We start from the raw sequence: 14233 nt of genomic DNA, 5'->3' as shown, positions 1-14233 counted from the left end.
GTACTGGCCAATCACTTTAGTCGTCTGGCTGGTGAAGTGATTATCCTATCTAGAAAACCACAAGCCGCAGCAGGGAACATTAAAACCCTGCTGTGGGATGGCCAAACCCTGGGTGACTGGGTAACAAGCCTTCAAGGTGCCGATTTATTGGTTAACCTTTGTGGTAAAAATGTAAACTGTAGGTACACCCCTAAAAACAAGAAAGAAATTATCAGTTCCAGGTTAATCCCTACCCGTTTACTCGGCGAAGTAATCAAAAGCCTGCAAAACCCACCAAAACTTTGGATCAACATTACCTCTGCGACCATTTACCGGCATGCCGAAGACCGTCCACAAGATGAACTGACGGGAGAAATCGGTGATGGCTTTTCGATTGAGGTGTGCAAGGCCTGGGAAAGTAGTTTCTTTGAAAACGAAACCCCAAAAACCAGAAAAGTAGCCCTTAGGATGGGCATTGTACTGGGACTAAAAGATGGCGCATTTCCACGCTTGCTCAACCTGGTTAAACTGGGCATGGGTGGTAAACAGGGCAATGGCGAACAGTATGTAAGCTGGGTGCACGAGTTAGATGCCGCAGGTAGTATTGAATGGTTACTGAACCACAATGAGATTGAAGGTATAATAAACTGTACCGCACCTGAGCCAATTAAAAACCACGTGTTTATGCGCAGCATCAGAAAAGCTTACGGCATCAACTTTGGTTTGCCTGCTCCTGCCTGGCTACTGGCCATAGGCGCAAAAATAATCGGAACCGAAACCGAACTGATTTTAAAAAGCAGGTGGGTTAAACCAAGAAGATTGTTGAACAATGGCTTTGAATTTAAGTATGCGAAGATAGATGAGGCAGTGAAGGGGGTTGAGGGAGGAGGGTCAGAAGGCAGAGGGTTGGAAGGCGGGAGGCATTGAGCGGGAATAATATTTAAATACAATTGTCTTTCAAGATATGAAAATATTAAAGGTCATCTATATCATTTCGGTATCGATCTGTGCACTAGAATTGTTGCTATTTTTGTGCAGCCCCTTTGGAGGTCCGCTTACCATTATTAATTTAATGAAAAATGGCTTTTTTTCTGCACAAGAAGGATATAGGGTGATTCCAATCCGCTCGATGTACAGTCCAGGGGATAAACATATCAGGTATCTGGAAATAATGAACAGTGCATTTACCAGTGGCTATTTTTTATCATTGATGGGGAGTTGTTTATCCCTTTTACCGTTCAAAATAAACAAAAAAACAAAATATAAAATTGGTATCATCCTTTTTACCTCATCGTTATTGTTCTCCTTCATTGGCGGTGCCCTCTGGCATTATCTGGTTCGCATATGGCTTCTTAACTGAAATATGGCAACAATTATTTTAAAGACACTAATCAATGCATCTATTGTACGCTGTTTCGATCTGGCTAGAAGTATCGACCTTCATGTACAGTCGATGCAAAGTTCCGGTGAGAAAGCCATCGCTGGGAAGAGAGATGGTTTGATCAATTTACATGAATCGGTTACCTGGCGGGCCAAACATTTTGGCATTCCATTCGAAATGACAAATAAGATTAGTAAAATGGAATACCCAACGCTCTTTGTAGATGAGATGGTTAAAGGCCCCTTTAAAAAACTCCATCACCAACACCAATTTAAAATAATTGGTTCTCAGACAGAAATGACTGATGTTTTTGAGTTTCAGGCACCATTTGGCTTATTAGGCCAGCTTGTAGAAAAAATATTTCTTAAAAATTATATGTTGAAACTAATTGAGAAAAGAAATAAGGTAATCAAATTTCAAGCTGAATGGTAATATGCGCTATTTGTGCCTTGCACTATCATTAAATTGCCATAGCACATTAATAATTTTCCAGGCCCCATTTAATTTAACAAGGTGCATATAATCTATCCATTCATCTGCAATTAGTTTAACTGAGGCCGTTTTCTCTGAAATATCAAGCATTTTAACTTCCTTTTTAGGAACAGCAGGGAATTTATCTTTTTTGCGGTTATAACTTTCAGCTAAGATAACCATCGATTCTGCAGAGGTTTCACGAACATAATCCTTGTTTGTTTCCTTATCCGTCCAAAACGTGCGTTTAACCAGCCTTGGGTGCAGAGCCTGCTCCATTTGTTTAGGGTTTGGGATATGCTGCGATTCTATATAATCAAGGACTGCACGTTTGATTTCTAAGCTATCCTGTTTTGTCTGGCTAAAGCATTTCGCACTTACCATCCACAAGGAGATAAAAACAATAAAATATTTCATAGTTACCGGTATAGTTTTGGTTTTCTGGTTGAGGTTTAAAAATATAAACTTAAACTATATACTTTAAACAAAAAAACCCTGAAACAAGTTCAGGGTTTAGTTTTATTTCACTTCTTCGTAGTCTACGAAGTCGCCGAGTTTATCTGTTTTACTTTGATCAGGCTTTGGAGGCATATAATCTATCGAAATAGAACCTTCAGGTTTTGACCGTCTTTGTTGTTGCTGTCCCGTAGCCTGACTTTGCATTTTGCCGGCCAGATTATTAAACAGCATTGGCAGAATTAACCTAATCAACATTCTGATCAGCCAAAGTACCAATATTGTGATGAAAATGAATTTTACTAATGCCATTTTTTAAATTACTGTTGTTACAAATATAGACGTCATAAAATTTATTTTGTTACTTACTGAGCCTTTAATTGCATTTTGATTACAAATATAATACGTAAATAAGCCTATAAAGGTTTTAACCACACCTTAATAAATCTTTCCTGTGATGATAATTCACCTTTTGACGCAATAACCTCTACGTTCTTTACCATGTCGCTGGCGATGTAAAAATCGTTGTAGCCCACCAACCTTTCCAGTTCAATAAAAACCGGCAGGTTCCTATCTCTCTTTTTTATCCTAAAGTTTTTAAACAGTTCTTCCAGGCTCCATAATTGAACATCTTTCTTCAAAGTAATCTCAATTACACCATTCTTTCCATTCACTCCATACTTTTCAGTTGCTGGTCTATCTTTCAACACATATACGGCCTCGACACCAGCTGGCCTGATGTATTCCATTACATTTACGCCGCTAAGCACAATATTGTTCACTACATATAAAGGTGGGTTTGAAATAATACCAGCTCTAGATGGCACACAAATCCTGATTGTTTTTTGATCGGTAACAACCTTATTTTCAACAGGTTTTACATTCATTGTATCAACAACCTGAGCAGATGCACTACCCATAAATACAAAAACTAAAATAATAAGATAAGTATGTTTCATTAATCTTCAATAATTTCAGCTACGCGGCCTACCTGACCATCTTCGAGCCTCACTTTTATCCCTCTGGAATGAAATGCCGATGAAGTAAGCAGATCTTTCACTACACCATAGGTGATATTTCCCGACTGCTGATCTTTCTTCAAAATAATTCCGACTTCCAAGCCTGGATAAATGTCTTTTCTGTTTTGCCCGTCCATTGTGCTGTAATGTAATGATGATTAAAGTTTCAAAATTCCATAATTATTTTGAGTGTTAAGGTAATTTACTGAAATCTATTTCAGGTTTTTTACCTGTAGTGCTTCTGGTAAGAATTTTTCTTGGTGTGGTATAATCGTTAAAAAAGCCACCGTTCTTTAAATAAAAGGCGCCTTTATCTATCCCTCCCTGATAATCCATCCGGTATCCTTTTGCTCCTGTATTGTCGGTAGTAAAGCGGGCAGACTTTAATTCGGTCCATGTTCCTTTATCATCACAGATCCATTGGTTATCAAACAAAACTTTCCGCGATAGGTCGCCCTGTACAGGTGAGAAGTTTTCTAAAAATGAATGGAAGCGCTTTAAATAGGTCTTAGTCTGCGGTCTGGTGAAACTGGCTATCAATTGCCATTTATTGGTTTCAGGTGCAAAGAAATAAGCAGTGTAGGTAGTTAGGCTATCTTTTCCAGGTACCCCATGCAACAAGAATTTATAGGTATTTCCTGCTTTCCACATATAATTCAGGTAACTCTGACCGCCAGCGCCTTCATTGCCAAACTCTCCCGTATGTACACCTTCGCCTTTCTTTAGCATTTTAATCTTGTGCGATTCCGGGATACTTTTAGGATCGTCGGTATTGAAAGGACTCCATACCGAAAATAAGATATGCCGTTCGGTTGGACTATTTACCTGCATACCGAAATAGCCTTCACCAAATCCGTTAGCCATAAAATAAGAGCCTAAAATATCTTCACCCTTTGGTACAGTTACTTCGTTATAATACCACGCTGCGTTTACATTTTCAGGTTGTTGATAGTTGAGGTGAACCGATGGCCCACGCCTGCCCCAATGAAAAAAGTTGCCTTCGTTGTTTTTAACATAAGCCGTTTTGCCTTCAGTAGCTGTTCCACTAACGGATAAGGCTTGTATTGAAGGGAATTTCATTCCAGTTTTGCTTATTCCTTTAATGGTTAAGGCAACGTAGCCAGTATCTTTAATGGTCCACTCGCCAATCTTACCATCAAAAGTTTTGGTTTCATCGAAACTTACCTTTTTAGATTGATTGTTGATGGCGAATTCCAGAACTGATTGCCCATCAACTATAGGCTTATCGCTTAACGATATCGTTATGGTACCAGGTTTAGAAACCCTAAAATAAGCTGTAAAATATTCTTTTGGATTAGACCAGTTTATGATTCCCCTGTTGGATAATGTTCTTTCTGAATCCTGATGGAGAGAACTGTAGGCATTACCTCCAAGCGGGAGGGAAATTGCTGTAGCATTTTGGGCATGACTTTTTAGCCCCATGACACCGAGTACGATCAGTGTTACTAGTTTAAAAGATTTCATTGAATGATTTTTAGATAACTTGTTTAAAGCAATTGTAGGCTAAATTATCTAAAAATCATGCTTTAAAACCAAATCGTTACTTACCGAATTTTTCGTTAAACATTTTCTCTAGGGCAAACATTTCGTCACGCAGTTTTGCCGCTTGCAAAAAGTCCATATCTTTTGCTGCTTTTTGCATATCCTTACGCGTAGTATCAATTGCTCTTTGTAGCTCTGCTTTACCCATATATTGTACAATTGGATCAGCGGCAATGCTGATTTCGGCATTTTCTACATAAGCCCTGGCTTTGTTATCGCTTGCTTTCTGAGAGAAATCAAGGACAGATGTTTGCTCTAAAATCGCTTCCCTTGATTTACCAACAGTTTTAGGTGTAATGCCATGTTCAAGGTTATAAGCAATCTGTATATCCCTACGTCTGTTCGTTTCTGATATGGTTTTCTCCATGCTATCCGTAATGCTATCAGCATACATAATTACACGGCCCTTATCGTTACGGGCCGCACGGCCTATGGTTTGGATCAACGATTTTTCAGACCGTAAGAAACCTTCTTTATCCGCATCTAAAATAGCAACCAAAGTAACCTCTGGTAAATCCAAACCTTCGCGCAAAAGGTTAATTCCAACCAACACATCAAATTCTCCTAAACGTAAACCACGAAGAATCTCTACCCGTTCGAGGGTTTTAATTTCAGAATGGATATACCTGGTCTTGATATTTAAGCGATCAAGATATTTAGTTAATTCTTCAGCCATACGTTTGGTTAATGTGGTAACCAAAATACGGCCACCTTCTTTTATGGTAATATCTATTTCATCTAGAAGGTCGTCGACCTGGTTAATGGCAGGTCTAATCTCAATAACAGGATCTAACAAACCTGTAGGTCTAATTACCTGCTCTACTACCACACCTTCTGATTTTTCCAATTCATATTCAGCCGGAGTTGCACTTACATAAATGGTTTGCGGGGCAAGCGCTTCGAATTCGTTAAAGTTTAAAGGTCTGTTATCCAGTGCAGCAGGCAAACGGAAACCATATTCAACTAAAGATAATTTCCTCGATCTATCGCCACCGTACATGGCCCTGATCTGCGGAACGGTAACATGGCTTTCATCGATCACCATTAAATAATCTTCAGGAAAATAATCTAACAAACAGAAAGGACGCATGCCGGGCTGCCTTCCATCGAAGAAACGTGAGTAGTTTTCGATACCGGAACAATAACCCAATTCTTTCATCATTTCGATATCGAAATTGGTACGTTCTTCCAGCCGTTTGGCTTCCAACAAATGTCGATCTGCAATTAGCTGGTTTTTACGGATTTCCAGCTCCTCCTGTATTCCCCAAATGGAAGAATTGAACCTATCTTTCGGGGTAACGAAAAGATTGGCTGGATAAATGGCCATGTCTTCTAATTTCTCTATGGTTTTTCCGGAAACCGGATCAATCGAGGAAAGTTCTTCAATATCATCACCGAAAAAAGAAATGCGGTAAGCATGATCAAGATAGGCCGGATAAATATCAACAGTATCGCCTTTAACCCTAAAGGTTCCACGTTTAAAGTCTGTTGTAGTTCTCGAATATAAAATCTCAACCAAGCTATGCAAAAATGCATTCCTCGAAATCCTTAAGCCCACGCCAAAACGGAAAACCATCCGGGAAAAATCTTCGGGATTACCCATACCATAAATACAGGAGATGGATGATACCACGATAATATCGCGTCTGCCACTCATTAACGAAGAGGTAGTGCGTAACCGGAGTTTTTCAATCTCTTCGTTTATACTCAGGTCTTTTTCGATATAAGTATTGCTTGATGCGATAAAAGCTTCAGGCTGATAATAATCGTAATAAGAAACAAAATAATTCACCGAGTTTTCAGGGAAGAAATTTTTGAACTCGCCGTAAAGCTGCGCTGCCAAAGTTTTATTGTGACTCAAAATCAGGGTAGGTTTTTGCGTCTGTTCGATCACATTAGCTACCGTAAATGTTTTTCCCGATCCCGTAACGCCTAGTAAAGTTTGATAATGTTCATTGGCATTTACGCCATCTACCAATTGTTTTATCGCACTTGGCTGGTCTCCGGTGGGCTGATATTCTGAGGTGATTTTAAATTTCATGGGCTAATCAAATGTACGATTTAGGCTGCAAAATCTAAAACAGGGGAAAGTCAGGAAAGTTGGGGGTAATAAGAAATTTATTCCCTTCAGAATTTTATAACCTTCAATACTCAAATAGCCTTTTAGACAGATTAAAGGCATACGAACCTAGTAAATCCAAAGTTAAACTTTTGATTTACTAGGTTGATTCTTAGCATTACCTCATTCAATAAAAAATCCCCATTGAAAAATTCAATAGGGATTTGGGGTCATCCTCGCGAAAGCGAGAATCGTAATGTCATCAGCTTAAAGATTTCTCCTCCAAAGGAGTTCCTTTGGAGAACTACGGAAATGACGATCGATCAGGATGACAATGCGATTATTTACCCGCTGCGGCCTGCATTGGGTTTTTACCAACCGACTGGCCTCTTACTGCCCCACCAACTTTGGTTTTATATACCTTAAACTTACTTTCTTTTGCTTTACCGCCCCAAGTGTTATTTGAGGTGTCGATATCTGCAGTTTCACGTAAAGGATCAATTAAAATAGAGGCTACTTCTTTATTTTTAACGTAAAACTTAGCTGTTTTCAATTCATTGTGCCTCCAAATCTGCGCTGGAATACGGTCTATTTCCTTTGTTCCATCTTTATAGGTAAACTCAACAATGATAGGCATTACCAAGCCTCCTTTATTGCTAAAGCTCAGTTCGTAAATAAATTTGTTGCCATATTGGTCCTGCTCTGCTGAAGGAACAGCTTCTAGAGTTGCAGCAGTTTCTGTTTTAGTAGCAACAGTGGTATCAACAGTAACCATTCCTCTATCGTATTTATAGTAGAAATCTTGTGCTGCAGGAGTTTTATCTACGTAAAAATTAATTTTCTTGTCCTCGCGGTTTCTGATTTTCGAAATATCTTCAAAGGCATTAACGGCAGGTTTATCAATTTTAACCATTTTCGATTTAGCTTCTGGCAAATCTTTAGGGAAATCGGCTTTCGCAAATTTCACGCTATCTAAAGATATATCACAGGGATCGGTTCCGTAAAACCAACCTCTCCAAAACCAATCTAAATCTTCGCCGCTGGCATCTTCCATGGTACGGAAAAGATCAGCAGGTTCAGGGTGTTTAAAAGCCCATCTTCTCGAATATTCTTTAAATGCGTAATCAAAAAGTTCCCGTCCCATGATGGTTTCGCGAAGGATATTTAAACCGGTAGCAGGTTTCGAATACGCATTTGGACCGAAACGGGTAATGTTTTCAGAGTTGGTCATAATTGGCTCCAGCTCATCCTTTGGGAGTTTCATGTAATCTACAATGGTATATGCCGGTCCTTTTTTACTTGGAAATTTGTTGTCCCAAAGTTCTTCGGTTAAATACTCAACAAAAGAATTTAGTCCTTCATCCATCCAGGTCCATTGGCGTTCATCACTATTTACAATCATCGGGAAGAAGTTGTGTCCAACCTCGTGAATAATTACACCTAACATCCCATTTTTAGTGCTTTCGCTGTATGTCCCATCCGTATCTGTTCGACCATAGTTAAAACAGATCATTGGGTACTCCATTCCATTTGCGGCTTCGATACTTTGTGCAACAGGGTAAGGGTATGGGATGGTAAAATCTGAATAGGTTTTAATGGTATGCGCTACCGCACGGGTAGAAAATTTACTGTAAAGGTTGTACGCTTCCTTTCCATAAAAACTCATGCACATTACGGTATTGTTATTGGCCTGAATTTTTTGAGGCATGACATCCCAGATAAACTTACGTGAGGATGTCCACGCAAAATCGCGGACATTGTTCGCATTAAAAACCCATGTTTTTTTAGCTGTAGATTTTTTGGTTTCTGCCAGTTTAGCTTCAGCCAAGGTTTGTATTTCTACAGGCGCAGCAGCAGTTTTAGCAGAATTATACCTACTTAATTGAGTTGGATTTAAAACAGCGCTATAATTGATACATTCCCCCGTTGAACCCACCAGGTGATCAGCCGGAACAGTCATTTGAACTTTGAAATCGCCAAAGGTTAAGGCAAACTCGCCTCTACCCGTAAACTGATGGTTCTGCCATCCCTGAAAATCGCTATATACGCATAAGCGTGGGTACCACTGGGTCATGGTAAACAGGTAGTTCCCATCGGTTGGGAAAAACTCATACCCTCCACGGCCACCAACACTCATCCGATCAGAAATTTTATAGTTCCAATCGATATTAAAGATAAATTTTTGCCCACTTCTCAGCGCTACAGGCAAATCTACCCTCATCATGGTTTTGTTAACCGTATAGGGTAAGTTTTTACCGGCTGCATCGGTTAATTTGGTAATATTTATACCAAAACCATTATTTCCTGTTACACTTAACTGATCTAAATTTTTAGTGGTTCCGGTAGCAGGCATTTTAGTCGCATCCTGGTAATTCGCATTGCGATCCGTGCTATGCTCGTTTTCATCAAGCTGCAACCAGATATAAGTTAATGGATCAGGAGAATTATTGGTGTAAGTGATCGTTTCAGATCCGGTTAACAACAGATTTTTTTCATCCAGCTCGCATTTGATGTTATAATCGGCACGTTGCTGCCAGTATTTAACACCAGGCGCTCCGCTCGCTGTACGTTGTTCATTAGGTGTTGGTAAAATGGTGCCCAACTGCTCAAACTTATTCCCATGGTTACTCCCTGGGTTATTCTGAGTATTTTGGGCCATAGCCAGGCTACCAGAAAAGAATAGCAGGCCGGTTAAAGGAAATAGTTTATTCATGATATGGTTTATTAAAAAGGAATTCGTTCTAAAGCCATTTTTAAAGCCAGGCTAAATACGGCTGCTGATATAAATAAAACCCAGTTCATACGCTTTATGCGGGTATAATTAAAAATTAAAAAGGTAATTAAAAGAATGATGATTACCATAAAAACCTGGCCGGCTTCCAAGCCTACATTGAACCCAAATAGGCCCCAGCCAATATTCTGATCTTTGGCCAGCATTATCCGGATGGAGTTTGCAAAGCCCATTCCATGAATAAGACCAAAACCAAGTGCCAAAAAATAATTGATCTTAATTGATTTTAAGGAAAAATTCTTTCTAAACAAATTGCTGATTGCGGTAATTACAATGGTACAGGGAATTAAAAATTCTACCCATTTACTATCAAACCGGATAATATCCAATACGCTTAAAAGTAAGGTAAAGGAATGGCCAATGGTAAAAGCCGTAACCAATATGAGCACCTGTTTTAAATTGACATAACTGTAAATGGCAACCAGTGCCAAAATAAACAGCTGGTGGTCTAAAGCATCATCACTGATGATATGCGCCCAACCCAATTTAAAATAAAAGATAAAATCTTGTAACGGCATGAATAATAAGCTAACTATTGAGAATGAAATAGTTTACAATAGCTAAAATTATATTTTTAATTACAAAAACCCCAAATATCTTGTAAACAAAAGTCTAAATACCAAATTTGTTACTATTCTTTAAGTTATTTAGTACTTTTTGGCGAAGTTTTATCGCAAACAACTGGGTTTACAGTTGTAAACATAAATTGTTGTTTAATATACATAGCCAATACAGTAACTTGGTACTATAACTATTGGTCTTCTATTCAACACTATGCTTTGGCTTAAATATCACTTACAAAAACCAGAAAAAGGTTTCGATCCTGTTCCAAAAGCTTTTGCTGAAAAATATGCGGCTAATGAATATAAAAAAATTGACAGCAAGGTAATAGATTTTATAAAAACCCACTTAGGCAGTTTCGAAAACAAAACTTTACTTGATCTGGGGGCCGGGCCCGGGCAATATAGTATCGAATTTGCCAAAAGGGGCGCAAAAGTTACCTGGCACGACATCAGCCAGAATTATTTAACAATAGCAAGAGCAAAAGCTCGGGACCAAAATATAACAGTAAATTTTTCATTGGGCTATTTAGAAGAAGCCCATGGCAAGTTCGATATTATTTTTAACCGCATATGTTGGTATTATTGCATTAACGATTACCGTTTTGCAAAATGTATCTACAACTTAATCAAAGAAAACGGCTACGGTTTTATTGTGGTTAACAATGAGAAATTTCTTCAGGAAGAACTTGCAAAAGAATCGGGTTTTAGAAAATTGGCCATTAAAATGAGCTATTGGCTCAATGAAAATTTTAATATTAAGCTTACACATGTTCATCCATCCCATAAGAAACTAAGTAAAATATTTGCCCGCTTAAATTTCAGGCACTTACATTTAGAACAATGTGGACATAACACCTTAATTACATTTAACAAGTAGAAGATTATGTGTTAACTTTGCCCTTTTAAGGAAAGATTTAATATGTTGATGCGTAAATTAAAATATAGTTTTTTGCTTTTGTGTGTTGCTTTTTTTTCTGTTGGAGCAGGAATAAAACACCCTTTGCATGTAAGCACAACTGAAGTAAACTTTAATGCCAAGGATAAAACCTTAGAAGTAAGCTGTAAAATCTTTTCTGACGACTTTGAGGCAATTTTAGCCAAATTATACAAACAGAAAACCGATCTGAGCAATCCGAATATGAAGAAGGCAATGGATGAATTGGTGAAAAAATATCTACTTTCTCATTTACAGCTAAAAGCCAATGGCAAAGCGGCTTCAATGAACTACATCGGATTTGAGATCGATCATGAAGCTACTAATATTTATCTTGAGGTAGAGAAAATTCTTTCCTTAAAATCGGTTGAGGTGAGCAACACTATTTTATATGATATGTTTGATGATCAGATGAGCATTGTACATATTGTAAAAGGCCCTAACCGTAAAAGCACAAAAATCCTTTACCCTGAAAAAAAGTTCACAGCAAACTTTTAATTGTAATTTTTGTATTAAATTACGGCTTAATGTTAAATTACCGTTAATTTTAGAAGGCAATATTATTTAAGTTAATATCTGCTGAGAAATATTTCTTGTAATCTTTTTTTAAATACCGTGTTGTTAAAATAAGTTATGCATCTAATCATCTTCTCCAATATATTAACGCCTCGGATAAAATATATCTTTAATTTTATTTTTAAAGATATTCTTAAAACAGAATTGGAATTTACAGGCAATAGCCAATATTTTCTACAGAGCGAGCATGTCAAAATCAGTTATGGCGAAGAGCCACTGGGTGAGGAACTTTTTTTTAAGCGTACCACTTTACTCTTCTCCAACAAATTAGAAGAAATTAAGCCAAAAACTATTCCTTTTGGCGAATATCAGGCCCCTTTTCCGGTTACACAATCAGCCTTGCCATTTGATGTTTTTGCTGCCTCATTTTTTATATTAAGCCGGTATGAGGAATATTTTTATCCCAAAAAAAATGAAGAAGAATTTAGGCCATCAAAAAGCCATCAGCACAAATGGAAGATTTTAGATAAACCGATTATTGATGAATGGGCATTGATCATTAAAAGTTTGATCAAAAAAAAGCATCCACATTTTAAGTTCCACGAAAAGAATTTTCAGCACCAGCCAACCGTTCACTTCAATATTTTGCCCAACTTGCCCGAGGGATTATTAAATAGGACCAAATTTATTTTCAGTGCTATCTTTAAAAAAGATAACAATTACCTGAGCTCGAAATTTGACAGGTTAACAGGGGTAGGGATTAATAATGAGCAGGTTTTAGATGAGGTAAACCAGCTATTTTCTTCAAAAAAAAATAATCCTCTTTATTTTGTCGATTTCCCTGATGTGCCGATAAATTACATTAGGATAAATGGCGTTTCAAAAATACTTAACAATCAATCAGTTGGGCTATTAAGACCTTGTGCCAGCGATAAGCAAAAAATGCTCGAGATTAAAGAAGGCCTTGTTAAGCTCAAAAAAATCAACCCAAACCCTGCACCTGTAAGTAGTCAGCAGTTAGAAGTATTAAAATTCCCCATTTGCTATTTAAATATTCTTAATTCCGGTATTACTTCCGATTATTCTATGGGTTATAGTAATGTACCGGGCTTTAGGGCCGGAACCTGTACGCCATTTAACTGGTACGATCTTCAGCTCGAAAAAGTAACCCCTTTAATCGTTAATTCTTACTGCTTCACCGATTATATTCTTCAGTTTTTAACACGTGAGGCAGCCACTAAAACAATACACCAATATATCGATGCAGTGAAGGTGGTAAACGGCACCTTTTACAGCAGTTGGAGTCTAAAAAGTATATCTTCAAATGCGAAATACAAAAAACTAAAGTCGCTCTTTAAAGAAATGCTCGATTATGCCGGAAATTGATTTTAATTTAATTTATCCGGCTTAAAATTGCTAATTTTAGTAATTAAACGTCCCAAGGAATAAACCTATAAGATACCGGAAACATTACTATGATTTTTGATGTAAGCAAGATAAAATCTATCGCCAATACCTTTATTGCCGAACTTCGGGATGAGAACATTCAGAAAGATTCGATGCGTTTCCGCAAAAACATGGAAAGGCTTGGTGAGTTTTTTGCCTACGAAATCAGCAAATCATTAGAATATACCATTCAAGAAATCGTAACCCCTTTGGGTGTATCGTCCTGTGAGGTTTTAACTCAACAGCCCGTTTTAGCTACTATACTCCGAGCCGGGTTGCCACTTCAACAAGGTTTGCTTAACATCTTCGACAAAGCCGAATGCTGTTTTATTTCTGCCTACCGAAAAGTAAAGAAAAGCGGCGATTTTGTAATCCAGATGGATTACATTTCTACCCCAGATTTAGAAGGAAAAGTTTTGATTATGGCCGACCCAATGTTGGCAACCGGACAAAGCATGGTGATGTGCTGTAAAGAATTGATTAACCGCTATAAAATTGCAGAACTTCATATCGTTGCCGCAATAGCCAGTACAGAAGGCGTTGCACATGTACGTGCTAATCTGCCTAAAGCAAAACTTTGGCTGGGAGCAATCGACGAAGAAATGACCAGTAAATCTTATATCGTACCTGGACTTGGCGATGCAGGCGATCTGGCCTACGGAGAGAAGGTTTAGTTTTTAGTCCTAAGTCAAGAACCAGTGAACATACTCTTTATATGCAGTAGAAATAAATGGCGTAGTGCCACTGCGGAAAATATCTATAAAAACCATCCCGATCATCAGGTAAGGTCAGCGGGAACAGCGCCATCTGCTAAGATTAAAATTAATGCAAAATTGATCATCTGGGCCGATCTCATCTTTGTGATGGAGAAAAAGCATAAGCAAAGGATCACTGAACGTTTTCCTGAAGAAACCTACGATAAGGAAATTGTTACACTTCATATCCCGGATGAATATCAGTATATGGATGACGAACTTATTGAGGAATTAAATGCAAAAGTTGCCGATTATTTATAAATCAAAAATCATTAGGCTACCTTTGTGAAAATCATCACT

General features: G+C 38.0%; 16 protein-coding genes. 8 read left to right on the top strand and 8 right to left on the bottom strand.

Annotated features, from left to right (window positions below; all coding sequences use genetic code 11):
• The 3 genes from AC1DND_RS01380 to AC1DND_RS01370 form a co-directional block, all read left to right on the top strand.
• Window positions 1-906, top strand: a 906-nt coding sequence (locus tag AC1DND_RS01380; protein ID WP_477578480.1) for a TIGR01777 family oxidoreductase, incomplete at its 5' end; no start/stop codon positions are given.
• A gap of 37 nt (window positions 907-943) precedes the next feature.
• Window positions 944-1339, top strand: a complete 396-nt coding sequence (locus tag AC1DND_RS01375) for a hypothetical protein (RefSeq protein ID WP_477578478.1) — start codon at window positions 944-946, stop codon at window positions 1337-1339.
• A gap of 3 nt (window positions 1340-1342) precedes the next feature.
• Entirely contained in the window at window positions 1343-1792 is a 450-nt protein-coding gene (locus tag AC1DND_RS01370) for an SRPBCC family protein (RefSeq protein WP_477578477.1), read from the top strand.
• 6 nt (window positions 1793-1798) lie between these two features.
• Here AC1DND_RS01370 and AC1DND_RS01365 read toward each other — a convergent pair whose 3' ends face one another.
• The 8 genes from AC1DND_RS01365 to AC1DND_RS01330 all read right to left on the bottom strand — a co-directional run bounded on the left by AC1DND_RS01365 (window position 1799) and on the right by AC1DND_RS01330 (window position 10237).
• The gene (locus tag AC1DND_RS01365; RefSeq protein ID WP_477578476.1) at window positions 1799-2248 is read right to left on the bottom strand and encodes a nuclear transport factor 2 family protein; all 450 of its coding nucleotides are present in this window, start codon (window positions 2246-2248) and stop codon (window positions 1799-1801) included.
• Window positions 2249-2350: 102 nt separating this feature from the next.
• Window positions 2351-2599, bottom strand: a complete 249-nt coding sequence (locus AC1DND_RS01360) for a DUF4834 family protein (protein WP_055903040.1) — start codon at window positions 2597-2599, stop codon at window positions 2351-2353.
• 104 nt (window positions 2600-2703) lie between these two features.
• Window positions 2704-3246, bottom strand: coding sequence for a hypothetical protein (locus AC1DND_RS01355; RefSeq protein WP_477578475.1), 543 nt, complete (start codon window positions 3244-3246; stop codon window positions 2704-2706).
• Window positions 3246-3443, bottom strand: coding sequence for a YwbE family protein (locus AC1DND_RS01350; protein ID WP_477578473.1), 198 nt, complete (start codon window positions 3441-3443; stop codon window positions 3246-3248). The genes AC1DND_RS01355 and AC1DND_RS01350 overlap by 1 nt, the downstream gene beginning before the upstream one ends.
• Window positions 3444-3498: 55 nt before the next feature.
• A complete protein-coding gene (locus AC1DND_RS01345) occupies window positions 3499-4791 on the bottom strand; it encodes a DUF3472 domain-containing protein (RefSeq protein ID WP_477578472.1) in 1293 nt (430 codons plus the stop codon).
• Window positions 4792-4867: 76 nt separating this feature from the next.
• A complete protein-coding gene (uvrB, locus tag AC1DND_RS01340; RefSeq protein ID WP_477578470.1) occupies window positions 4868-6910 on the bottom strand; it encodes an excinuclease ABC subunit UvrB in 2043 nt (680 codons plus the stop codon).
• Window positions 6911-7268: 358 nt separating this feature from the next.
• Window positions 7269-9641, bottom strand: coding sequence for a M1 family metallopeptidase (locus AC1DND_RS01335; RefSeq protein ID WP_477578468.1), 2373 nt, complete (start codon window positions 9639-9641; stop codon window positions 7269-7271).
• An 11-nt stretch (window positions 9642-9652) separates the two neighbouring features.
• Complete coding sequence (locus AC1DND_RS01330) at window positions 9653-10237, bottom strand: HupE/UreJ family protein (RefSeq protein ID WP_477578466.1); 585 nt, start codon at window positions 10235-10237, stop codon at window positions 9653-9655.
• A gap of 256 nt (window positions 10238-10493) precedes the next feature.
• Here AC1DND_RS01330 and AC1DND_RS01325 point away from each other — a divergent pair, with 256 nt between their 5' ends.
• The 5 genes from AC1DND_RS01325 (at window position 10494) to AC1DND_RS01305 (ending at window position 14194) form a co-directional block, all read left to right on the top strand.
• Window positions 10494-11159 (top strand): class I SAM-dependent methyltransferase, encoded by a 666-nt coding sequence (locus tag AC1DND_RS01325; protein WP_477578464.1) that lies wholly within the window; start codon window positions 10494-10496, stop codon window positions 11157-11159.
• A gap of 48 nt (window positions 11160-11207) precedes the next feature.
• Entirely contained in the window at window positions 11208-11714 is a 507-nt protein-coding gene (locus AC1DND_RS01320; RefSeq protein WP_477578462.1) for a DUF6702 family protein, read from the top strand.
• A 135-nt stretch (window positions 11715-11849) separates the two neighbouring features.
• Window positions 11850-13118: a DUF7033 domain-containing protein gene (locus AC1DND_RS01315; RefSeq protein ID WP_477578461.1), complete on the top strand. Its 1269-nt coding sequence runs from the start codon at window positions 11850-11852 to the stop codon at window positions 13116-13118.
• Between the two features lie 89 nt (window positions 13119-13207).
• Window positions 13208-13852, top strand: a complete 645-nt coding sequence (gene upp / locus AC1DND_RS01310; RefSeq protein WP_477578459.1) for a uracil phosphoribosyltransferase — start codon at window positions 13208-13210, stop codon at window positions 13850-13852.
• A 24-nt stretch (window positions 13853-13876) separates the two neighbouring features.
• Entirely contained in the window at window positions 13877-14194 is a 318-nt protein-coding gene (locus AC1DND_RS01305; protein WP_477578457.1) for a low molecular weight protein tyrosine phosphatase family protein, read from the top strand.
• Window positions 14195-14233 lie beyond the last annotated feature (39 nt).

This window comes from Pedobacter sp. 01N416 (genome assembly GCF_056399685.1).
Note: the sequence above shows the minus strand (reverse complement) of the source record. Positions and strands in the feature narration are given on the sequence as shown.